Genomic DNA, 22015 nt, shown 5'->3' with positions numbered 1-22015 from the left:
CTCCTACGTCCGCCGACCCGCGACCCGCGAGGGGCCCTCGAGTCCGGACGACAAGATCTGCCGGCGGTGCGGGAAGCGCACCGGCACCCCGTTCGGGAACGCGCCGTGGGTCCTCCCCGGGTGACGTGAGAGGGCCCGGTCTGCTCGGGGGCTCGTCGAGCTGGCGACGTCCGGCCGGCTGATCCCGGACGACAGCGAACCGCCCCCGACCTTCCGGTCCGGGGCGGTTCGTCGTCCTGCGAGGGGTGGTGGAGGTGGCGGGAATCGAACCCGCGTCCTTCGACGCATCACCAGGGCTTCTCCGAGCGCAGTCCGCGTTGCCTCTGCTCGACCCCACCGATCATGCAGACGAGTCGGTGTGACGGGCCCAGTCACTGTTGGATGTCCCGCGCCTACCCGTGACCGGTAGGCGCAGTGAGTCATCTAGCTGATGCCAGGATCCGGGCCGATGACGAACCCGGGCTGACAGACTCGCCTAGCTGCCGTCAGGCAGCGAGAGCGAAGTCGCGCTGATCAGAGTCGGCGCTTGTGTTTTTTGCAACGGATGGTTAACGAGCTCATCGTTGCCTTCCTCGGCTCGCTTCCCCTGGTCACCCGACCGAAGTCGAGACCATTCACCCCCTGTGTAGTTGTGCAGAAAGCGTAACGGCTGCGTCCAGCGCTGTGTTCCCCCGCACGGGGGTGTCCCCCGGTCAGCGCACGCGGTGCAGCCACCAGCGCTGCCACGGCGTCTCCACCGCGCGCGTGGTGCTCCCGGCGCGCCCACGTCACCGCCTCGCGCGGCGACAGACCGGTGCGGCCAGGCCGGCCCGGGCCGGGTGCCACCACGAGAGCGCGAGGGGTGGGGGCAGGGGCGTCCTTCTAGATCCAGTCGCGTCGCTTGAACACCAGGTACAGCGTCAGGCTGACCCCGAGCATCAGCAGCAGGGCCAGCGGATAGCCGAACTGCCAGCCCAGCTCGGGCATCTCGTCGAAGTTCATCCCGTAGACCGTGCCGACCAGGGTCGGCGCGAACAGGATGGCCGCCCACGCCGAGATCTTCTTGACCTCCTCGCCCTGCGCGATCGAGGCCTCCGTGAGCTCCCGGATCTCCTCGTTCTGCCGCTGCGCGACCAGCGTCGCGTTCACGGTGAGGATGTCCCGCAGTTGCAGCCGGAACGCCTCCGCCCGCTCGTTGACCTGGGTGACGTGGTCGGCGACGTCGCGCAGGTAACTGCGCAGCTCCTCGTCGACGCCGTACTTGTCGAAGCCGGCGGTGATCGCGGCGAGGATCCCGGTCAGCGGCACCGAGGCCCGCTGGAACTCGAGGACCTCCTGCGACAGCTCGTAGATGCGCCGCGAGACGCCCGGGTCACCGCGGAAGACCTCGGTCTCGATCTCGTCGATGTCGGTGGCCAGCCCGTCGACGACCGGCCGGTACCCGTCGACGACGGCATCGAGCGTCGCGTAGAGCACCGCCTCGCTGCCCTTGGCCAGCAGCGCCGGCTCGCTCTCCAGCCGGCGCCGCACCCGCGAGAGGTCCGGCGACTCGCTGTGCCGGACGGTGATCGCGAAGTCCGCGCCCAGGAACAGGTGCAGCTCCCCGAACTCGACCTCCTCGACGGCGTCGAGGTACCGGGCCGCCTTGAGGACGACGAACAGCGTGTTGCCGTACCGCTCCAACTTGGGCCGCTGGTGCGCCTTGATCGCGTCCTCGACGGCGAGCTCCGGCAGATCGTAGAGCTCGGCCAATTCGCCGAGCTCACCCGGTTCCGGGCGGTAGAGCCCCAACCAGGCGAGGCGGTCCTCGCCGGCGGCCAGCTCCTCGCGGCTCTCGGCCGCGGTCTCGGGGGTCGCCACCCGTCGGCCCTCGGAGTAGACGGCGTTGTCGACCACGCGCGACCGGCCCGCCGGGGACGGCGGCTGGCTCACCCGGGTCACCGGGGTACGGGCGTCCACCCGCACCGGACGGCGGGCGAGCGTGGTGAGGGCGGTCAGCGGCGCGAGGCGGCGCTCGGTCATGACGGACTCCCGGAGGGCAGGGACGACGAGGGACACCGGGAGGTCCTCGCACGACGCCGTCCGGTCGGGGGCGGGCGCTAGGCGGGGAGGACCTCGGGATCGGTACTCGGAGGTTCGCTGCGCATGCGTCGCTCCCTCCCGTCGGGGCCGCCCTCCGTCGAGGAGGCCGTCGTCCATCGTGTCATGAGCTGTCCAGCCGGCGTCGCCCGTCCGGGTGACCGGGCCTCAGCCGACCGATCCCAGCACCAGCTCCACCATGACCGGCAGCAGCAGCACGATCAGCAGGGCACCGAGGACGTCGAACGAGATGCCGGAACGGATCATCTTGGTGATCGGCACGACACCCGAGCCGTACACGATCGCGTTCTGGGGCGTCGACACCGGCAGCATGAAGCCGAACGACGCGGCGAAGGTGGCCGCGAGCGCCGGGACGAACGGGTTGATGCCGGCGGCCATCGCCACCGGGATGATGATCGGCACCACGACGGCCGCGGAGGCGGTGTTGCTGGTCGTCTCGCTGATGATGATCGCGAGTATCACCGCGAAGATCGTGATCGCGAAGGTGCTGCTCAGTCCCAGCGTGTCCGCCGACGCCGTCCCGATCGTCTCGGCCAGGCCGGTGCTGGCCAGCAGCGAGCCGAAGATGATGCCGGTGCCGAACAGCAGGATCGTGCCCCAGTCGATCTTCGCCGCGTCGCTCCAGTTGAGCGTGAACTCCCGGTTCTTCCAGTCCGTCGGCAGCAGGAAGAGGAGCGAGGCGCCGACGACGGCGATGATGCCCTCGTCCATCCGGTCGCTGATCGTGGTGTAGAGGTCGGACTCCGTGCCGGCGGTGAGCGCGATGATGCCGGGGAAGATCCAGCAGAACACGGTGATCCCGAACGCGATGAGGGTGTTCTTCTCGGCGCGGGAGAAGCTCCCGAGCTCGGCCCGCTCCTTCTGCACGTACTCGCTGACGCCCTCGATGCGCTTGATCTCCGGCTTGTTGAGCAGCAGGAGCACCACGATCAGCGCGACGAACATCAGGGCGCAGATCGGCAGCGCCATGAGCATCCAGTCGAGGAAGCCGATCCGCTCCCCGGTCGCCTCCTCGATGAGCCCGCGGCCGATCAGGTTGGGTGGCGTGCCGACCGGTGTCAGCAGACCGCCGACGCTCGCCCCGTAGGCGAGCATGAGCATCAGCGCGGCGCCGACCCGCAGCCGCAGCGGGTCGAAGTCCGGCTTCACCAGCTCCTTGTCCTGCAGGAGCTTGGCGATGACCGAGAGGATGCCGAGCGCGGTGGGCAGCAGCATGGCGACGGTGGCGGTGTTGCTGACGAAGGCCGAGAGCAGGCAGGTGATCGCACCGAAGGCGATGATCGTGCGGTACGTCGAGGTGCCCACCCACTTCAGCGAGAGCACGAACATCGCGAAGCGACGGGCCAGGCCGTGCTTGAGCATCGCCATGGCGAGGATGAACGCGCCGATGAAGGTGAAGATCGTCGGGGAGCCGAACGGAGCCAGCGCGTCGTCGGACGGGACGACGCCCAGGATGACGATCGCCGCGACGCCGATGAGGCCGCCGATCGGGATCGGCACCGGCTCGGTGATCCACAGGACGATGACGCCGAGCAGGACCGCGGCGAGCAGGTGCTGGTCCCGGGGCAGGTCGATGGGCAGCAACGCGAAGACGATCGTGACCACCGGGGCCAGGAAGAGCCCGACGGTCCGGCGCCCCTTCTCGAAGCGCTCCTCGGCCGGGCTGAGCTCCTGCTCCCCCAGGCTCCGGTAGGTCGCGCTGCCGCGGAAGGCGGCGTCGACGTCGGTGCGCTGTACCTGCTCCCCCGATGCCCGCTCCGTTGCGGTCATGGCACCTCCCGTGACGGGTCGTTTCCCGGACCCTAAAGGAAGGACCTCGTCAGCTCCCGGCGAAGATCCCTGCCCCGAACGCGCCGGACGCGACCAGCCGGCGGGACAGACCCTTGCCCAGCTCGACGACCCGCGCGGTGCGCTCGGGTCCGAGCAGCAGCCACGGATCGGCCGACAGCGCGTCGGTCTGCGTCTCGATGTGTGCCCGCAGGCTCGTGCCGTCGTCGGTCAGCCCTGCGTCGTCCAGGAGACCCCGGTCGGCGAGCGCGGCGCAGGCCGCGGCCCACTCGTCCTCCTTCCAGCCGCGGGTCGCCCGGGCGGCCGGCTCGGTGAAGCCCCGGCCGGTGGCCGTGTGCGTGACGAGCGCCTCGAGACCGGTGAGCCCGGCGTGCAGCAGGACGGCGATGTGACCGTCGCCCCGGTGCTCGCGCAGCAGGGTCGCCCCGTGCCAGAGCGCCAGCAGCGGCTCCTCGGGCCACGGCAGGTCCGCGTGGCCGGCGTAGAGCGCCCGGCCCTCCGGCGTCAGGACGGCGCACGCCTCGCGCAGCAGCTCGGCGAGCTCCGCCACCTCCGCCGACCCGGCGGCCTCGGCGCCGAGCAGCCTGGTGAGCGACGACCGGGCGATGTCGAGCCGCGCGGCGAGGATGTGCTCGGGTGACGCCAGGCTCCAGGCGCGCGGGATCATGTGCGCCACGAGGGACGGCGAGAAGTTGTAGAAGGTCGCGGTCACGACGCCCGCCCCGACGGCGCCCATCGGCGCCGCCCGCCCGGCGAAGTAGCTCATCCGGCCCGGCTTGAGCCCCAGGGCGCCCAGCTTCTCGTCGTGCTCCGGCGCGAAGTACATGTGTGAGTGCAGCGGCTCCACCGCACGGTGGGCGCGGGCCACCATCGCGGGCTCGAGCACGGACGATGGCTGATCGACACTGACCATGCGCCGCACCCTACTGAGCGCTGCCCGCCTCTTCCGGCGCGAGGTCTTGCGACCACGCCACCTGCGTCAGCACGGTGGAGAAGCCCAGGTTCTCGTAGAGGCGCAGCGCGCCGGTGACGTTCTCGGTGTCCACGCCGAGGCGGGCGCCGACGCAGCCGGCCCCGGCCGCGACCCGGAGCGCCTCGACGATGGCCGCCGTCGCCAGCCCACGGCCCCGGGCGTGCGGCAGGACGCCGATCTGGCCGAAGTACGTCTGCTGGCGCCCGGTCGCCTGGGTGTCGGCCTCGTACACGTAGGCCAGGACGTAGGCGAGCAGGACGTCGTCCTCGATCGCGAGCACCGAGAGGTCGGGCCGGAACGCGCGCTGCCCGGTGTACAGCGCCGTCCACGTGTCCGGGTCGCGTTCGGCCGAACCGTGGTGCTCGGCGAACGCGACGTTGTGCGCGCGCCGCACCTCGTCGTCGCGGTCCCACGCGAACGGGACGAGGTCGACCCCGTCGACGGCCCGCGCGGCAGGCAGGTCGGTCAGCCAACGCTCCATGTCCCGGAACCAGCGCTCGGCGGTCAGCCCTGCCCGGCGCGCCAGTCCCTCGAGGGACGGCATCGTCTCCACGACGTTGAGCACGAGCTTTCCCGGCGCCGACGGCTGGCGCTCGACGTGGATCTCGGCCCCGCGCCGTAGCTCCCAGTCCAGCAGGATGCGACCCAGTCCGCGCCCGCGCAGATCAGGACGGACCCGCCCCTCGAGGTACACGCGGTAGGCGTCCCGGAACGTGGGCGGCGCGAAGGCCACGGCGAAACCGACCACCACGCCGGCGGCGTCGCAGACGGCGATGCCGTCCCGGCCCAGGTCGGCCTGCCAGCCGTCCCACCACTCGGTGAGGTCTTCGGGGGAGAAGTTCTCGTCGGTCCGGTCGACCTGCTCGGCCGCAGTGAGCAGCGCGGCGACGGGCACGGCGTCGTCGGCGCACATCGGCCGGACGGTCAGGCCCTCGGGTACCGCGGGAAGCTCGGCCACGGACGCCGAGGCTAGGCAGCGCAGGCGGTGACGGCCACCGAATTCAGCGGCGCACGAACAGGCAGAAGGGGTGACCCGCAGGGTCGCGGTAGACGCGCACGATCTCGTCGTCGTCCTCGTGGCCACCGGCGAGCGTGGCACCGGCGTCCTCGGCGACGGCGCACGCCCCCTCGAGATCGTCGACCAGGATGTCGAGGTGCAGCTGCATCTGCTGCGTGCCCGGCTCGGGCGGCCACACCGGTGGCTCGTGGTCGTTCTCCAGCTGGAAGGACAGCCCCGTGCTCCCGTCGGCCGGCCGCAGCGTCGCCCACTCGCCGGTGTCGTCCCGCAGCGGCCAGCCGAGCAGCCGCTGGTAGAAGCGGGCCAGTCCACGGGGGTCCGGCGTGCCGAGGACGGCGGCGGTCAGGGTGAAGCTGGGCATCAGGCCTCCAGGTCGAACAGCCGGGCGCCGTTCTCCCAGAGGACGGCGCGCAGCCACTCCTCCCCCAGCCCGAGCCGGTGCAGCGCCTGCAGCTGGTGGGCGTACGGGTACGGGATGGACGGGAAGTCGCTGCCGAGGAGCACCTTGGCACGCAGGGCCGACAGTCGCGGCCGGTCCGCAGGGTCGAACGGCATCAGCCGCTCGGTGAAGTCGGTGGCGAACATCGTGGTGTCCAGGTGCACGCGCTCGTACCGCTCGGCCAGCTCGAGGAAGTCGCGGTACTCGGGCATGCCCAGGTGCGCGACCACCAACTGCAGCCGCGGATACCTCTCGAGCAGCCCGGTCACCGGCTCGGGCCCGGTGTGCTCGCCCGCCAGCGGACCGGACCCGCAGTGGATGACCACCGGTGTCCCGGCCTCCTCCAGGCCGGCCCAGACCTCGTCGAGCAACGGGTCGCGCGGGTCGAAGCGCCCCACCTGCACGTGCACCTTGAACACCCGCGTGCCGCCGGCCAGTGCCTCGGCGACGTACCCGGCGGCCTCCGGCTCGGGGTAGAAGGTCGCCGACCGCAGCACCCGCGGGTCGCGGCGTGCGAACGCGGCCGACCACTCGTTCAGCCAGGCGGCCATGCCGGGCTTGTGCGGGTACGGCAACGTCGGGAAGGCGCGCACACCCAGCCGGTCGAGGACGGCGAGGCGTTCGTCCACCGGCAGCGCATAGGTGATCGGCCAGCCAGCGCCGTAGTGCGTCTCGGCCTGCGCGAAGTACTGCCAGACCTTGGCCTGCACCGGGTCGGGCAGGAAGTGCACGTGCACGTCGACCAGCCCGGGCAGCCCCAGCTCGCGCCAGTACCGCGGCACGTCGGCGTCGTCGGCCGGCGGGTGCAGCGAGGTCATTGCTCGGCTCCGCCCTCGTTCCGCTCCTCGGTCGCTGGCGCTCCCTGCGGTGCTCGCTCGGGCGTCGCTCTCGCGGTCATCGGAGCGTGACGACGACCTTGCCCCGCACGTGCCCGCCGGACACCAGCCGCTGGGCCTCGGCGACCAGTTCCAGCGGGAACGCCTTGGCGATCGGCACCCGCAGCTGGCCGGCGTCGGCCATCCGGCCCAGTTCCTCGAGGTCGTGCTGCTCGGGCCGGACGAACACGTAGCGGCCGCCGAGGTCGCGGACCGAGGGGTCGACGACGCTCACGATCCGGGAGGGGTTGCGGACCTGCTTCGGGGAGTCGGCCAGCGTCTCCCCGCCGACCAGGTCGAGGACGGCGTCGGCCGGCTCCGACAGCTGCTCGCTGATCGGGCCGGCGGAGTAGTCGAGGACCTCGGCCGCACCGGCGTCCCGCAGGAAGCCGTGGTTCCTCGGGCTGGCCGTGCCGATCACGTGGGCGCCCAGCGCCACGGCGATCTGGACGGCAGTGAAGCCGACGCCGCCCGCCGCCCGGTGGACGAGGACGCGGTCACCCTCGCCCACGTCGAGGGCCTCGGTGAGCGCCTGGTACGCGGTCAGCCCGGCGAGCGGCAGCGCCCCGGCCTCGGCGAACGACAGCGACTCCGGCTTGTGCCACAGGCAGCGCTGCGGGGCGGGCACGAGCTCGGCCATGGTCCCCCACTGGACGTCGTCCCGGCGGACGTAGCCGAACACCTCGTCGCCGGCGGCGAGGCCGGTCACCGCGGGACCGGCGGCCTCGACGACCCCGGACACGTCCCACCCCGGGACGATCGGGAAGTGGTGCGGGTACGCGCCGGCGAGGTGGCCCTCGCGGATCGCCATGTCGACCGGGTTCACACCCGCGGCGTGCACGCGGACGAGGACGGTGTCCGGGCCGACCGGGGGCTCGGGCAGGTCGTCGCGCAGCTGCAGGACGCTCTCGTCGCCGAACCGGTCGTAGGCGATACCCCTCAACGGCGTCCCTTCACGTACCGCCCGAAGGCCTTCTGGATCTCGCGGCGGGAGTCCCGCTCGGCGAGGTCGTGCCGCTTGTCGTAGGACTTCTTGCCCTTCGCGAGGGCGAGCGTCGCCTTGACCTTGCCGTCCTTGAAGTACAGGTCGAGCGGGACGAGCGTGAGCCCGCCTTCCTTGATCTTGCTGACCAGCTTGTCGATCTCGCTGCGGTGCATGAGCACCTTGCGCTTGCGGCGCGGGGCGTGGTTGGTCCACGTGCCCTGTACGTACTCGGGGATGTGGACGTGCTGCAGCCACACCTCCCCGTCGTCGATCGAGGCGAACCCGTCGACGAGGGAGGCACGGCCGGCACGAAGGCTCTTGACCTCGGTGCCGGTCAGCGCGAGGCCGACCTCGTAGGTGTCGAGGATGGAGTAGTCGTGCCGCGCCTTCTTGTTCTGGGCGATGAACTTCCGCCCCTGTTCCCGCGGCATGCCTCAAGGCTACCGGGGAGCGCGATCTTGCCTTCGGAACACCGCGAGATCGGCGATGTGGTCGCCAAGAGGCGCAGGAAGCGACCAGATCGCCGATCTCGGTGGGAAGAGCAGGGGCCGAACTACAGGCGCACGTACAGCCTGAGCGTCACGTAGGCGGCGATGCCGGCCAGACCCACGCCGGCGGCGGCGATGATCGGGCTGATGAAGGCGATCGCCGACCAGTCGACCGGCGGGATGATCCCCGCCTTGATCGGCCCGGCGAGCGTCTTGTCGACGAAGAGCACCTTGGTGAGGATCAGCCCGCCGATCGCCAGCAGCGCACCGATCAGGCCGGCGACCGCGGCCTCGAGGATGAACGGGAGCTGGGTGTACCAGCGCGAGGCGCCGACCAGCCGCATGATGTTCGTCTCGTTGCGGCGGTTGAACGCGGCCAGCTGGATGGTGTTCGAGATCAGCAGCAGCGCCGCCAGCGCCTGGACCACCGCCACGGCGATCGTCGCGTTGCGGGCGCCGTTGAGCAGGCTGAACAGGCGGTCGAGGAACTCGCCCTCGTCGCGGACCTGGTCCACGCCGTTCTGCCCGTTCGGGAACTCCTCGGCGATGACGCGGAACCGCTCCGGGTTCTCCAGCTCCACGCGGAAGCTCTCGGGCAGCGCGTCGGCGGGGGTGTTCTCGACCAGCTCGGGCTGCTGGCTGAACTGCTGCTGGAAGCGCTCGTAGGCCTCGTCCTTGGACTCGTAGATGAAGCTCTTGACCTCGTTCGAGCCCTCCAGCTCCGTCTGGATGGCGGTGCGCTGCTCCTCGGTGACGTCGTCGGCCAGGAAGATGGAGACCTGCACCTTGTCGTAGTAGATCTCCTTCATGTCGGAGATCATCCCGGCGATCAGCAGGCCGGTGCCCATGAGTCCGAGGGAGATGGCCGTCGTCAGGATCATCGCGACCGTCATGGTCAGGTTGCGACGAAGCCCGGTGGCCACCTCGGAGAGGACGAAGTTGACGCGCATGGATTCCCTGTCAGTGGGTTCGTGAGGGGTCGGTCGGGCCGGGCCGGACTAGCGGCCGACGCCGTAGACGCCCCGCGACTGGTCGCGGGTGATCTGGCCCCCGTTGAGCTCGATGACGCGGCGGCGCATGGAGTCGACGATGTGGTAGTCGTGCGTCGCCATGATCACCGTGGTGCCGGTGCGGTTGATCCGCTCCAGCAGCAGCATGATCCCCTCGCTGGTCTCCGGGTCGAGGTTTCCGGTGGGCTCGTCGGCGAGCAGGACCAGCGGCCGGTTCACGAAGGCCCGGGCGATCGCCACGCGCTGCTGCTCACCACCGGAGAGCTCGCTGGGGAGCCGGTGCGCCTTGCCCTCCAGGCCCACCATCTCCAGCACCTCGGGCACGACCCGCTTGATCGTCCGCGTGGGCTTGTTGATGACCTCGAGGGCGAACGCCACGTTCTGGGCGACCGTGCGGTCGCGCAGCAGGCGGAAGTCCTGGAAGACGCAGCCCATGGTCCGGCGCAGCTTGGGCACCTGCCACTTGCTCATCGTGTTCAGCGTCTTGCCGTTGACGACGACGGTGCCCGAGGTGGGGGTGTCCTCCTTGAGCAGGAGGCGCAGGAACGTCGACTTGCCCGAACCGGAGGACCCGATCAGGAAGACGAACTCGCCCTTGTCGATCTCGGTGGACACGTCGTCGAGGGCCGGCCGGCCGCTGGCCGGGTAGAGCTTGGTGACGTGTTGCATTTCGATCACGAGGCGCCACGGTACCTGCCCCGGCTGCTCGTCCGAGGCGGACGCACGGGAACTCTCCGGACTCGTTCCCGCGGGCGGCGACGCTCAGTTCAGGGCTGCGGTCTCCTGCTGACGGCGCCACCGGATGCCGGCCTCGATGAAGGCGTCGATGTCGCCGTCGAGCACCGAGGCGGTGTTGCCGGTCTCGTGCTCGGTGCGCAGGTCCTTGACCATCTGGTACGGGTGCAGGACGTAGGAGCGCATCTGGTTGCCCCAGCTGCTGCCCTCGCCCTTGAGTGCGTCCATCTCGGCGCGCTGCTCGGCCTGCCGGACGACGAGCAGCCGGGCCTGGAGCACGCGCAGCGCCGCGGCCCGGTTCTGGATCTGGCTCTTCTCGTTCTGGCAGGACACCACGATGCCGGTCGGGATGTGCGTCATCCGGACGGCGGAGTCGGTGGTGTTGACGCTCTGCCCCCCGGGGCCGGAGGACCGGAAGACGTCGACCCGGATCTCGTTCTCGGGGATCTCGACGTGGTCGGTCTGCTCGACCACCGGCAGCACCTCGACACCGGCGAACGACGTCTGCCGGCGGCCCTGGTTGTCGAACGGCGAGATGCGGACGAGCCGGTGCGTGCCCTGCTCGACGGAGAGGGTGCCGTAGGCGTAGGGCACCTTGACGGCGAAGGTGGCCGACTTGATCCCCGCCTCCTCCGCGTAGCTGACGTCGAGGACCTCGGTGGGGTACTTGTGCCGCTCGGCCCAGCGCAGGTACATGCGCATGAGCATCTCGGCGAAGTCCGCGGCGTCCACTCCCCCGGCCTCGGAGCGGATCGTCACGAGCGCCTCGCGGGAGTCGTACTCGCCGTTGAGCAGGGTGCGGACCTCGAGCTCGTCGATGACGGCGCGGATGCTGGTCAGCTCCCGCTCGGTCTCGGCGGTCGTGGCGTCGTCGCCCTCCTCCTCCGCCATCTCGTGCAGGAGCGCCACGTCGTCCAGTCGGCTGCGCAGCTCCTCGACGCGGCGGAGGTCGCCCTGCAGGTAGGAGAGCTTCGAGGTGATCGCCTGCGCGGCCTCGACGTCGTTCCAGAGGTCGGGCGCCGCGGCCTGTTGCTCGAGGTCGGCGATCTCGTTGCGCATGTCGTCGATGCGCAGGACGGCCTCGATCGACTTCAGGGTCGTGTTGAGCTCGTCGAGTACGACGGCGAAGTCGGCAGCCACGTCTAGCCAGGGTAGTGCGCCCCTCGCGGGGGTAGGGATTCACGGCATGAGCGAGCCGCGAAGACCCCGGTCGCGGGAGGACTACGAACAGGGCCTCCCCGACCACCACGACCCGACGGCCGGTTTCGGCGGCGCTGCACCGGCCCGGTCCGCGCTGACGCTGCGGCTGGTGCTCGCCGGCTTCGGTCTCGTCGTCTGCGTCGCCGGGGGGATCATCTTCCTCGCGGCCGGACTCCCGGTCTGGACGGCGGTGGCGCTGTTCGTGCTCGCGGCCGTCGCGCTCGTGGACCTCGTCGTGATCATCCGGCGCAAGGCCCGTGGCGAGCCGGGCTGAGCGGGTTCAGCGCCGCGCGCTCGGCGCCCGCAGCCCGTCGGACCGGGCGCCGACCCAGGCGGGCACGTCCTCGGCCGGCATCGGCCGCGCGATGAAGAAGCCCTGCGCGTAGGTGCAGCCGAGCTCCTGCGCCAGCGCCAGCTGCTCGGCCGTCTCCACGCCCTCGGCCAGGCTCCGCATGCCGCAGGCGCGCGCGAGCGCGACGACCGCCGCGATCGCCGCGGCGGACTGGCTCCGGCGGTCCGGGGAGCCGGCCACCAGGCTGCGGTCGATCTTCAGCACGCCTGCCGGGATGTTGACCAGCTGCCCGAGCGAGGAGTAGCCGCTCCCGAAGTCGTCGATCGCGACCTCGACGCCGGAGACGCGGAGGGAGGCGAACTGCTCGGCCGCCCGCTCCGGGTCGTCGGCCACCGTCGTCTCCGTGAGCTCGATGACCAGGCGGTCGGCCGGCAGCCCCGACTCGGCGAGCGCCGCGGCGACGTCGGAGAGGAGCGTCCCACCGGCGATCGTCACCGCACTGACGTTGACCCCGACGAGCAGGGACAGCCCCGAGGAGTGCCAGGCGGCGGCCTGCCGGGTCGCGGTCGCCAGCACCCAGCGGGTGAGCGGGCCGATCAGCTCGTACTGCTCCGCGAGGGGGATGAACTCGCACGGCGGGACCAGGCCCCGCTCCGGGTGCCGCCAGCGCACGAGGGCCTCGGCGCCGTCGACGAGGCCGGTCGGCAGGTGGATGACCGGCTGGTAGTGCAGCACGAGCTGGTCGCTCTCGATCGCGTCCCGCAGCTCCGCTGCCAGCTGCATCCGCTGCTGCACCGCGGACCTGAGGTCGGGGCTGAAGACGCGGACCCGGTTCCGGCCGGCGGCCTTCGCCGCGTACATCGCCAGGTCGGCGTCCCGCACGAGGTCGGTCGACCGGGAGCTGTGGTCGTCGGTCCGGCCGACGGCGGCGATCCCGATGCTGGCGCTGAGCCGGACGGCACGGCCGCCGAGGTCGAACGGCTTCTCCAGGGCCGCCTGGCACCGCGCGGCCAGGTGCTCCGCGCCGTCGGTGTCGCAGTCACGGCAGAGGACGACGAACTCGTCGCCACCCAGGCGGCCGACCGTGTCCTGGGCGCGGGTGCCCGCCAGGAGCCGGCTCGCCAGCTGCCGGAGCAGCTCGTCGCCGACGTCGTGCCCGAGGGAGTCGTTGACGTCCTTGAACCCGTCGACGTCGAGGAAGAGCACGGCGACCGAGGGGCGGTCGGCCCGCTGCAGCTCGGCGTCGATGAGCTCGTGGAGGTGGGCCCGGTTCGGCAGCTCGGTGAGGTGGTCGTGGCGCGCCTGCCACGCCGACGTCCGCTCGGCCTGCACGCGCGCGGTGACGTCGGTGTGAGTGACGACGACGTGCCCGCTCCGGTCGACCCGGCTGCCCTGTACGTGGAACCACAGCGTGCCGGCGCCAGCGGGGCTCGACAGCGAGCGGTCGACGGAGACCTGCGCGCGGTCGCCGCGCGCCAGTTCCCGGAGCGAGTGCACGAGGTACCGGGCGGCGTCGTCGTCGCAGAGACGCAGCGCGCTGGCGTAGTAGTCGGCGCCGACGGCGATGTGTCCGCCGTACTCCTCGTCCGCCGCCGTCCACGCGGAGTTGCCCATGACGATCGTGCCGTCGGGGTCGAGCAGGACCGTCGGCGAGGGCAGCGCGTCGAGCACGGACCGCATCAGCCCGGCGTCGGCGGCGGCGCCGTCCGCGCGGCGCACGTCGAGGGACGGCTCGGCGCGTTCCGGGAGCGGTCCCACGTCGTCCCCCTCCTTCTCGCGGACGTCGCCGGCCGACGTCCCTGCTTCTCTCATCGGCAGGGGGGACCGCAGGAGCAGCGGAACGGGACCGGCCCACCCGCTCGGGTGAGCCGGAGGGCTCAGCTCTCCGGTGGCCTGGTCTCGTCGGCGATCCAGCGAAGGTACGCCGGGTTGCCGCCCACGAGCGGCAGGGCGATCACGCACGGGACGTCGTAAGGGTGCAGCTCCGCGGTGCGCCCGAGGATCTCCGGCACCAGCGAGCGGCGCGTGTGCAGCGCCACCCGCGCCTCGGGCTCGTCGTGGACGGCGCCGTCCCAGCGGTAGACCGACCGGACGGCGGCCAGGGTGTGGCCGCACGCGGCCAGCCGCTCGTCGACGAGGGTCCGGGTGTAGCCGGCGAGCCAGTCGGCGTCCGGGCCGGTCACGACGATCTCGCAGAACTCTTCCTCCACACCGCCATCCTGGCGTGGATCCGAGGGGGATGCGGGTAGGTGGCGGTCATGACCGACGACATGACGATCAGGATCGACAGCGAGGAGTACGTCCTCCGCAGCGGTGGTGAGGGGCTCGAGGTGGGCCGCCGCAACGGCTCGGACGTGGCGTGGCTGGACACCGTGGACCTCGATCTGCTGCCCGCCGGCGCGCGGCAGGCCATCGACCGTGGCGACGCCTCGGACGAGGCGCTGCTCACCGCCCTGCGCGGTGTCGTCCAGGCGGAGGTGGAGCGCGGCGGCTGACCCGACGACTGGCGGGCGGCGTGACGGGCCCACCTCCCGTCACGCCGCCAGGTCCACGCCCACCCCCAGCGGGAGCCAGCGCAGGGCCTGGGCCTCGCCCGGCGCCCGGCCGAACTCCGCCTCCACGGCGTCGCGTCCCTGCCGGAAGTGCGACCACCCCTCGTAGTGGACCGGGATGGCGGTGCGCGGCCGCAGGAGGCGGCACAGCTCCACGGCCTGGCGGGCCGTCATCGAGTACCGCAGCGGACCGGTGACCGGGAACCGGACGCCACCGAGGTGCAGCAGCGCGGTGTCCACCCGCAGGCGCTCGGCCACCGTGCGCACGCCGTCGAAGAGCACCGTGTCCCCCGAGATCCAGAGCACGCCGTCCTCCTGACCGGCCCACCGCAACGCGAAGCCGACGACGGCACCGGCGACGGGCCGGCTCAGCGGTGGGCCGTGCCGGGCCGGGGTGGCGGTGATCTCGATCGGCGGCCGCCCGGCGGCCGTGAGCTCCGTCGTGTCCCAGGCCCTGAGGCCCCGCGCGGAGCCGAGCCGCCGGGCGCCGGGCAGCGTGGTCACCACGACCCCGGCGGCAGGCAGCAGCGCCCGCCCCGCGTCGTCGAGGTTGTCGGCGTGGTGGTCGTGGCTGAGCAGGACCGCGTCCACCGGCAGCACGTCGGCGGCCGCCACGGCCGGACCGGTCACCTTGCGCGACGACGTCCCCCAGCCGAAGGCGTACCTCCGGCCGGGGGCGTCGAACGTCGGGTCGACCAGCAACCGCCAGCCGTGCACCTCGATGAGGACGGTCGGCCCGCCGATGTGGGTGAGCCGCACGTCCTTCACTGCTGGCCGGCCGCCTGCCGCTGGACCGCGTGCCCGAGCGCCCACTCCAGCGCGTGGTCCGCGAGGGCCTCCCAGCCCTCCTGCGCCGGGAGCAGGTGCGCGTACCCCGGGTACTCCTCGTGCTCGGTGAGGACGCCGGACGTGTAGTGCTTGACGTTGGAGCGCTGCACGCTCGGCGGCATGATGTGGTCCTCGCTGCCGGAGATGAACAGCAGTGGCGGCCGGTCCTGGTTCTCGTAGTCCACCGCCGCGTCCTGCGGACCGGGCATGAAGTTCGCCAGCACCGAGTCCCACAGGATCCGCCCGGACGCCGGGATCGCGTACCGCTCGTAGAGCGCCCGGGACTCCGGCTCGTCGAAGGTGTTGGTGAACGCGTAGTGCCACTGCTCGTAGGTGAGCGGGACGGCGCGGTGCCGGTTGGCCGGGTTCTTGAACGCGGTGAAGGTCGACCGCAGCTGGGACAGCGGCAGCACCCGCACGCCCTCGGTGGGTGCCGAGTTCAGGACGACACCGACGGCTCCGTAGCCGCGGTCGAGCAGCAGCTGCACCAGCGTGCCGCCGGCGGAGTGGCCGATGAGGATCGGGGGCTTCCCCAGCGCACCGACGACACCTTCCAGGTGCGCCATGATCGTCGGGAGGGTCAGCTCCGCGATGACGCTGGGGTCGGCGTTCAGCGCCTCGACCTCGACCTCGAAACCCGGATAGGCCGGCGTCAGGACACGGAAGCCCTTGGCCTCGTAGTGGGTCTTCCAGTTCTCCCAGCTGCGGGGGGTCACCCAGAAGCCGTGGACGAGCACGATCGTGTCCGGACCGCCGGGCGCAGGTCCGTCGGCCGGTCGCGGGGCAGGGATGTCGGTCATGTCGCTTCCTCTCACGCCCGCGCGAACGCGAGCAGGTCGGCGTTGAACTCCTGCTCATGGGCTCCGGTCAGGCCGTGCGGCGCGCCGGGGTAGACCTTCAGCGTCGCGTCCTTCAACAGCTCCGCCGTCTTCGGCGCGGAGTCGGCGAAGGGCACGATCTGGTCGTCGTCGCCGTGGGCGACGAGCACGGGGACGTCGATCTGGTGCAGGTCCTGGGTGAAGTCGGTCTCGGAGAAGGCCCGGATGCAGTCGAGCGCCCCTGCGAGACCAGCCTGCATGCTCCACATCCAGAAGGCGTCGACGACGCCCTGCGGGACGTCGGCGCCGTCCCGGTTCATCCCGTAGAACGGGACGGCCAGGTCCCGGTAGAACTGCGACCTGTTCCCCGCGACGCCCGCGCGGATCCCGTCGAACGCCTCGATCGGCAGGCCGTCGGGATGGGCGTCGGTCTTCAGCATCAGCGGCGGAACGGCACCCAGCAGCACCGCCTTCGCCACCCGGGCGGTGCCGTGGCGGCCCATGTACCGGGTCACCTCACCGCCGCCTGTGGAGTGGCCGACCAGGATCACGTCGTGCAGGTCCAGCGAGTCGATGAGCCCGGCCAGGTCGTCGGCGTAGGTGTCCATGTCGTTGCCGTCCCACGGCTGTGACGAGCGACCATGCCCCCGCCGGTCGTGGGCGATCGCCCGGAAGCCGTGGGACGCGATGTGGTGCATCGAGCCGTCCCAGGCATCGGCGTTGAGCGGCCAGCCGTGACTGAAGAGGACCGGCTGACCGCTGCCCCAGTCCTTGTAGAAGATCTCGGTGGCGTCGTCGGTCGTGAAGAAGGCCATGCCTGTCTCCCTGCGAATTAGTTGTCGGCTCATCCGTATCGCCGAGCCTGGCAGTCGGCCCGGATCGCAGGTGGCCTGTACGTGCACAGCTCCGGTCCCTCTCTGCAGGACCTCCTCCCGCGCTGAGGCGTTCCCTGCGCGGGAGCGCTCTGCGATGCTCGGCCGGTCAACGGGGACGCCGGTCCGCGCCGCGTGATTCCGCGACGGCCGAGTCGCTCCCCGGGGGTCGCCATGCTGCTTCTCGACACCGCCGGTCTGCCGGTCGACGAGCGGGTGGACGCGTTCCGCGCGGCCATGGGCCAGGCATCGGTGCCGTGCCGCATCGAGCATTTCGCCCCGGCCGACCGGATCCAGGCACGGATGAACTTGTGGATGTGCGGCCGGGGGAACCTCTTCACGGCCGACTCGTCGGGTTTCCGGCTCGTCCGGACGCCCAAGCACGTGCGGATGGAGGCGCCGGCCGTGGTGGCGATCGCGGTCCAGCCGCACGGGCAGGGCCGGTTCACGCAGTTCGGCCGCGACCAGCTCGTCGGCGCGGGCGATCTGATGCTCAACGACCTGACCGCCCCGTACTCCTTCTCCTGGGAGGGCACCGGCGGCTCACGTGCCTTCCAGGTCCCCTACGAGCAGCTCGCCCTGCCGGTGGACGTCGTCCGACGCGCCGCAGGGCGACTACCCGCGAGCCCGCTGTACGAGCTCGTGCTCCGGCACCTGGCCCGGCTCGCACGGTCCGCCGACGAGCTGGCAGCCGACCCGGCCGCGGCGATCCTGGGAACGGCGACCACCGAGCTCCTGCGGGCTCTCCTGGTCTCGGCCGCCGCGGACGAGCGGCTCCTGCCGCCGGTCCTGGCCGACACCCTGCTCACGCGGGTCACGACCTACGTCCAGCAGCACCTGAGGGACCCGGAGCTGACGCCGGAGGGGATCGCGGCGGCGCACAGCGTGTCCGTGCGGCAGCTCTACCAGGCTTTCGCGGGGGCGGGGACGAGCCTCGAGCAGTGGATCATCGGCCGGCGACTCGAGGCCGCGCGCGCTGAACTCCGGACTCCGGCCGGACGGCGGCGGGCGGTCGCCGCCACCGCCCGGGCGTGCGGTTTCCGCGACGCCAGCCACTTCTCCCGGCGGTTCCGTGCCGCCTACGGCCTGAGCCCGCGGGACTGGCAGCACGCGGCGGACGGCTGACCGCCCCGAGGAGTCATCAACGGGCGAACACGTACGGCTCCAGGGCCGGCTCGTCCGGCTCCGACGGAGCGTTGCCCGAGCCGTCGCCGGCGTAGCGGAGGAAGGCGGCGTAGTCGCGGTGGAACGTCGCGGGGTCGACCCCGGGTTGGAACGGCTGGCCACAGGTGGTCAGCGGGATCCGGGCGCGCACGGCGGGGCCGTCGTTGAGCAGTGCGTCCACGACGATCGCGTAGCCGACGGCGTCGTAGCTGCCGATCGCGAAGTGGTCGGCCGCGTTCGCCGGGCAGACCTCCTGCAGGGCGATGGTGGCGATCCGGCCCTGACCGGAGTGCAGCGCCGAGCTCCGGGCCGGTCCGGCGTTCGGCACGACGACCTCGTCTGCGTTCGTGTACGCGACGGTGTAGTCGATGCCGGCGAACGTCTCCGTGCCGCTGTTGAGCGCCTGCAGGAAGCGCGACTGCGACGCCTGCTGGTGGAACGAGGGGTTGCAGTCACGTTGACAGGCGGCGTCGGCGACCGACGTGCCGTGGTTGGAGGGGCTGAGGCCGACGAGGTCGTCGACGAGCGCGCGGGTGTCGGGCCAGAAGCGCAGCGCCCAGCGCGGGACCATGCCGCCCTGGCTCCACCCGACGACGTCCACGTCGCGGCCCGACTGCCTGCTGATCGTGCGCAGGGCGTGGACGACGTACTCCCCTGCCACCTGGATGTCACCGGTGGCGTCGTACGGGAGGGTCACCGCGCACCAGCGCCACCCGAGCCGGGTGAACGCCCGCTCGTAGTTCCAGGCGAAGTTCACCTCCGGGTTCATGGTCGTGCCCGGCGCGAGCAGGATCGGGTCACGGGAAAGGCCCTTCAGGGACCCGTTGCAGGTGAGCGCCGCGTCCAAGTGGGCGGCCGGCACGCTGAGCCGGGGACCGGGCCTGTCCAGCGGCGCGAACTCACCGGCCGACGGCGCGGGCGTGGCCGTCGCCGTCCCGCCGCCGAAGAGGACGAGCAGCGCGGCCGCCACGATCACCAGCCTGGACGGACTCCGGCGCACAGGAACTCCTCCGCTCCACCGGGCGCGCGACGTGCCCGCCCGGTATGGGAACGACTGGTGCGGCGTCCGGTTGTGCTCGGCATTCCGCAGCGGGCAGCGGGACCGGCCGTTACGGTCCCGCTGTGAGCGAGTCGAGCCCTCAGGCGCGGGACGCCGGCGCGGAGACCGCCGCCCGGGTCGCGGCCGGCTACGCGATCGAGGGCGCGGCGCTGGAACTGGGCGCCGTGATGCACGGCGGCGTGCCGCATCCCGAGGCGCAGGTCCGGGTGCCGCTGGCCATGATGAACCGGCACGGCCTCATCGCGGGCGCGACCGGCACCGGCAAGACGAAGACGCTGCAGGTGATCGCCGAGCAGCTGTCGACGGCGGGGGTGCCCGTCGTGCTGGCCGACATCAAAGGGGACCTGAGCGGGCTGGCCCAGCCCGGCGCCGCGGGTGACCGGATCACGGAGCGGGCCACCGGCACCGGTGACCCGTGGGCGGCGACGTCCTACCCGGTGGAGTTCCTGTCGCTGGGCGGACTGGGTCCGGGGGTGCCGGTGCGCGCGACGGTGACCGACTTCGGGCCGGTGCTGCTGTCGAAGGTGCTCGACCTCAACCCCACGCAGGAGAGTTCGCTCGGGCTGATCTTCCACTACGCCGACGACGCCGGGCTGCCGCTGCTCGACCTCAAGGACCTGCGGTCGGTCGTCAGCTGGCTGGTCAGCGACGAGGGCAAGCCGCAGCTGAAGAGCCTCGGCGGGCTGTCGTCGGCCACCGCGGGCGTGATCCTGCGCAACCTCATCGGGCTGGAGGAGCTCGGCGGCGACGTCTTCTTCGGCGAGCCCGAGTGGGAGCCGGCCGACATCCTGCGGACCGCGGCCGACGGCCGCGGCGTGATCACGGCGGTCGAGCTGGCCGCCGTCCAGGACCGCCCGGCCCTCTTCTCGACCTTCCTCATGTGGCTACTGGCCGAGCTGTTCGAGGAGCTGCCCGAGGCCGGCGACCTCGACAAGCCCAAGCTGGTCTTCTTCTTCGACGAGGCGCACCTGCTGTTCAGCGGGGCGAGCAAGGCGTTCCTCGAGTCGGTCACGCAGACCGTGCGGCTCATCCGGTCGAAGGGGGTGGGCATCTTCTTCGTCACGCAGAACCCGACCGACGTCCCGAGCGCGGTGCTCGGCCAGCTCGGCAACCGCGTGCAGCACGCCCTGCGCACGTTCACCCCCGAGGACGCCAAGGCCCTCCGCAGGACCGTGTCGACGTTTCCCGAGTCCGACGACTACGACGTCGCGGAGATGCTCACGTCCCTGGGCACGGGCGAGGCCGCGGTGACGGTGCTGTCCGAGCGCGGCTCACCCACGCCGGTGGCCTGGACGATGCTGCGCGCGCCGCGCTCGCTCATGGCACCGGTCGATCCCGCCGTCCTGTCGGCTGCCGTCGCGGGCTCGCCGCTGTGGGTGAAGTACGGGCAGCCGGTGGACCGGGAGTCGGCCTACGAGCGCCTGGCCGCCCGCCTCGCTCCCCCGCCGCCGCCCCCGCCGGCCTAGGCACCGGAGCCCGAGCTGCCGAACCCGTGGCCGGAGATCCGCGAGCCGGCACAGCGTCGGCGGAGCCGGGCCGAGGAACCGCCCGGGGACGACGTCGTCGGCACGGTGCTCGGGTCCGCGGCGTTCCGGTCCTTCGCGCGTTCGGCGGCCTCGGCGCTCGGCCGCGAGCTGACGCGCGGCATCTTCGGCAACCGCCGGCGCCGCCGCTGAGCGGGTCAGCCCCAGGGAGTCCCGGTGTCACGGACGCACACCGGGCAGGCGTGCTCGTCCCCGCCCTCCGGGGGCCAGTCGCCGTCGACCACGTCGACCTTCGCGCCGCACTCCGCCCGGTACGGCCCGTCCTTGCGCGTGGCGACGGCGACCACCGCGTGCCGCTCCCCGACCGGACCGCCGCCGGCACCTGCTCGCCGACCGATCACGTACTCACTCCCGCTCATGGACAGGGAGTACCACCTCTGGCCCTCGTCGGCCTGTCGTGGGTCCCCATACGGTGACGGGATGGGCGAGAACGGCAGCACGTACGTCCCCGTGACCTACGACCACTGCGAGCAGATCCAGGGACCCTTCTTCCACGGGACGAGGTCCGTGCTCGAGGTCGGCGACGAACTGGTCCCCGGCTACGGCTCCAACTTCCAGGCGGGCCGGGTGTCGAACCACATCTACTTCACCGCCCTCGTGGACACCGCGATCTGGGGTGCGGAGCTGGCGACCGCGCCGGCCGGGAACGGAGAGCGGGGACGCATCTACGTCGTCGAGCCCGTCGGCCCCTTCGAGGACGACCCGAACGTGACGAACAAGAGATTCCCCGGCAACCCCACGGAGTCCTACCGCACCCGCCATCCGCTGCGCGTCGTCGGCGAGGTCGACGACTGGGAGGGCCACGACCCCGAGGTGCTGAAGGGGATGCTGGACCACCTGGCGCAGCTGCGGGAGCAGGGGCTGGACGTGATCGAGGACTAGGACGGCTGGGAGATGTTGACCATCCACTGGATCCCGAACCGGTCGACGCACATGCCGAACTCGTCGCCCCAGACCTGCTTCTCCAGCGGCATGGTCACGCTGCCGCCCTCGGCGAGCTTGGTGAAGTAGCCGCGGAGGTCGTCGGCGTCGTCCCCGCTGAGGCTGATGGAGATGTTGCTGCCGGTGCTGGGCTCCATGCCGGCGGGCGCGTCCGAGAGCATGAGGGTGTAGCCGGCCGGCGTCTCCAGCTGGGCGTGCATGACCTTGTCCTCGTCACCCGGGGCGGCCATGCCGCTCCCGCCGTAGGTGTCCACGGCGAGGTCCCCGCCGAACACGTCCCGGTAGAACTCCGCGGCCTGGCGTGCGTTGCCCGAGAAACCGATGTAGGGGTTCAGCCGAGATGTCACGGGGAG

Annotated in this window: 24 protein-coding genes and 1 other RNA gene; 5 read left to right on the top strand and 20 right to left on the bottom strand. The window is 71.7% G+C overall.

All coding sequences use genetic code 11. The features are described 5' to 3' along the window. Nucleotides 1–246 precede the first annotated feature (246 nt). From ssrA to prfB, 12 genes are all read right to left on the bottom strand, one after another. Nucleotides 247–622, bottom strand: a transfer-messenger RNA (tmRNA) gene (gene ssrA, locus E4P40_RS01605). 239 nt (nt 623–861) lie between these two features. After that, nucleotides 862–2037: a magnesium and cobalt transport protein CorA gene (locus E4P40_RS01600; RefSeq protein ID WP_245160080.1), complete on the bottom strand. Its 1176-nt coding sequence runs from the start codon at nt 2035–2037 to the stop codon at nt 862–864. Nucleotides 2038–2226: 189 nt separating this feature from the next. Further along, nucleotides 2227–3849, bottom strand: a complete 1623-nt coding sequence (locus tag E4P40_RS01595) for a DASS family sodium-coupled anion symporter (protein WP_135156850.1) — start codon at nt 3847–3849, stop codon at nt 2227–2229. A 49-nt stretch (nt 3850–3898) separates the two neighbouring features. After that, complete coding sequence (locus E4P40_RS01590; RefSeq protein ID WP_135156853.1) at nt 3899–4780, bottom strand: hypothetical protein; 882 nt, start codon at nt 4778–4780, stop codon at nt 3899–3901. A gap of 10 nt (nt 4781–4790) precedes the next feature. Further along, a complete protein-coding gene (locus E4P40_RS01585; RefSeq protein WP_245160081.1) occupies nt 4791–5798 on the bottom strand; it encodes a GNAT family N-acetyltransferase in 1008 nt (335 codons plus the stop codon). Between the two features lie 43 nt (nt 5799–5841). After that, the gene (locus tag E4P40_RS01580; protein WP_135156855.1) at nt 5842–6219 is read right to left on the bottom strand and encodes a VOC family protein; all 378 of its coding nucleotides are present in this window, start codon (nt 6217–6219) and stop codon (nt 5842–5844) included. Continuing rightward, the gene (locus E4P40_RS01575; RefSeq protein WP_135156857.1) at nt 6219–7115 is read right to left on the bottom strand and encodes an amidohydrolase family protein; all 897 of its coding nucleotides are present in this window, start codon (nt 7113–7115) and stop codon (nt 6219–6221) included. The genes E4P40_RS01580 and E4P40_RS01575 overlap by 1 nt, the downstream gene beginning before the upstream one ends. A 76-nt stretch (nt 7116–7191) precedes the next feature. Continuing rightward, complete coding sequence (locus tag E4P40_RS01570; protein ID WP_135156859.1) at nt 7192–8115, bottom strand: NADP-dependent oxidoreductase; 924 nt, start codon at nt 8113–8115, stop codon at nt 7192–7194. Further along, the gene (gene smpB, locus E4P40_RS01565) at nt 8112–8588 is read right to left on the bottom strand and encodes an SsrA-binding protein SmpB (protein WP_135156861.1); all 477 of its coding nucleotides are present in this window, start codon (nt 8586–8588) and stop codon (nt 8112–8114) included. Before smpB ends, E4P40_RS01570 begins: the two co-directional genes overlap by 4 nt. Before the next feature lie 122 nt (nt 8589–8710). Further along, a complete protein-coding gene (gene ftsX, locus E4P40_RS01560; protein ID WP_135156863.1) occupies nt 8711–9595 on the bottom strand; it encodes a permease-like cell division protein FtsX in 885 nt (294 codons plus the stop codon). 48 nt (nt 9596–9643) lie between these two features. Further along, nucleotides 9644–10324, bottom strand: coding sequence for a cell division ATP-binding protein FtsE (ftsE, locus tag E4P40_RS01555; RefSeq protein WP_209305164.1), 681 nt, complete (start codon nt 10322–10324; stop codon nt 9644–9646). A gap of 93 nt (nt 10325–10417) precedes the next feature. Next, entirely contained in the window at nt 10418–11530 is a 1113-nt protein-coding gene (prfB, locus tag E4P40_RS01550; protein WP_135156867.1) for a peptide chain release factor 2, read from the bottom strand. A 46-nt stretch (nt 11531–11576) separates the two neighbouring features. Between prfB and E4P40_RS01545 the strand changes: the two genes are divergently transcribed. Further along, on the top strand, nt 11577–11864 hold the full coding sequence (locus E4P40_RS01545; protein ID WP_135156869.1) for a DUF6343 family protein: 288 nt from the start codon (nt 11577–11579) through the stop codon (nt 11862–11864). Between the two features lie 6 nt (nt 11865–11870). On the opposite strand, the gene E4P40_RS01540 is transcribed toward E4P40_RS01545, so the two are convergent. Continuing rightward, nucleotides 11871–13694, bottom strand: coding sequence for a bifunctional diguanylate cyclase/phosphodiesterase (locus E4P40_RS01540; RefSeq protein ID WP_135156871.1), 1824 nt, complete (start codon nt 13692–13694; stop codon nt 11871–11873). A gap of 65 nt (nt 13695–13759) precedes the next feature. Next, on the bottom strand, nt 13760–14092 hold the full coding sequence (gene cutA / locus E4P40_RS01535; protein ID WP_135156873.1) for a divalent-cation tolerance protein CutA: 333 nt from the start codon (nt 14090–14092) through the stop codon (nt 13760–13762). A 48-nt stretch (nt 14093–14140) separates the two neighbouring features. Here cutA and E4P40_RS01530 point away from each other — a divergent pair, with 48 nt between their 5' ends. Continuing rightward, nucleotides 14141–14377 (top strand): hypothetical protein, encoded by a 237-nt coding sequence (locus E4P40_RS01530; RefSeq protein WP_135156875.1) that lies wholly within the window; start codon nt 14141–14143, stop codon nt 14375–14377. 39 nt (nt 14378–14416) lie between these two features. On the opposite strand, the gene E4P40_RS01525 is transcribed toward E4P40_RS01530, so the two are convergent. The 3 genes from E4P40_RS01525 to E4P40_RS01515 are packed head-to-tail and all read right to left on the bottom strand — an operon-like array spanning nt 14417 to nt 16895. Continuing rightward, on the bottom strand, nt 14417–15193 hold the full coding sequence (locus tag E4P40_RS01525) for an MBL fold metallo-hydrolase (RefSeq protein WP_209305161.1): 777 nt from the start codon (nt 15191–15193) through the stop codon (nt 14417–14419). Nucleotides 15194–15198: 5 nt separating this feature from the next. Continuing rightward, nucleotides 15199–16062, bottom strand: coding sequence for an alpha/beta hydrolase (locus E4P40_RS01520; RefSeq protein WP_135156879.1), 864 nt, complete (start codon nt 16060–16062; stop codon nt 15199–15201). An 11-nt stretch (nt 16063–16073) separates the two neighbouring features. Then, nucleotides 16074–16895, bottom strand: a complete 822-nt coding sequence (locus E4P40_RS01515) for an alpha/beta hydrolase (RefSeq protein WP_135156881.1) — start codon at nt 16893–16895, stop codon at nt 16074–16076. A 231-nt stretch (nt 16896–17126) separates the two neighbouring features. Here E4P40_RS01515 and E4P40_RS01510 point away from each other — a divergent pair, with 231 nt between their 5' ends. Continuing rightward, nucleotides 17127–18077: a helix-turn-helix domain-containing protein gene (locus E4P40_RS01510; RefSeq protein ID WP_135156883.1), complete on the top strand. Its 951-nt coding sequence runs from the start codon at nt 17127–17129 to the stop codon at nt 18075–18077. 16 nt (nt 18078–18093) lie between these two features. Here E4P40_RS01510 and E4P40_RS01505 read toward each other — a convergent pair whose 3' ends face one another. Beyond that, complete coding sequence (locus tag E4P40_RS01505; protein ID WP_135156885.1) at nt 18094–19116, bottom strand: lipase; 1023 nt, start codon at nt 19114–19116, stop codon at nt 18094–18096. Nucleotides 19117–19238: 122 nt separating this feature from the next. On the opposite strand from E4P40_RS01505, the gene E4P40_RS01500 reads away from it, so the two are divergent. Beyond that, the gene (locus E4P40_RS01500) at nt 19239–20642 is read left to right on the top strand and encodes a helicase HerA-like domain-containing protein (protein ID WP_245160082.1); all 1404 of its coding nucleotides are present in this window, start codon (nt 19239–19241) and stop codon (nt 20640–20642) included. Between the two features lie 215 nt (nt 20643–20857). Here the strand turns inward: E4P40_RS01500 and E4P40_RS01495 are convergent, their stop codons facing one another. After that, nucleotides 20858–21079, bottom strand: coding sequence for a hypothetical protein (locus E4P40_RS01495; RefSeq protein WP_135156893.1), 222 nt, complete (start codon nt 21077–21079; stop codon nt 20858–20860). Nucleotides 21080–21140: 61 nt separating this feature from the next. On the opposite strand from E4P40_RS01495, the gene arr reads away from it, so the two are divergent. Further along, nucleotides 21141–21602 (top strand): NAD(+)--rifampin ADP-ribosyltransferase, encoded by a 462-nt coding sequence (gene arr, locus E4P40_RS01490; protein WP_135156895.1) that lies wholly within the window; start codon nt 21141–21143, stop codon nt 21600–21602. On the opposite strand, the gene E4P40_RS01485 is transcribed toward arr, so the two are convergent. After that, nucleotides 21599–22009, bottom strand: coding sequence for a VOC family protein (locus E4P40_RS01485; protein WP_135156897.1), 411 nt, complete (start codon nt 22007–22009; stop codon nt 21599–21601). The two genes, arr and E4P40_RS01485, sit on opposite strands and share 4 nt — an antisense overlap. Nucleotides 22010–22015 lie beyond the last annotated feature (6 nt).

It is taken from the genome of Blastococcus sp. CT_GayMR20 (genome assembly GCF_004570345.1).
The sequence above is the reverse complement of the archived record's forward strand: the minus strand, read 5'-3'. Positions and strand labels throughout refer to the sequence as shown.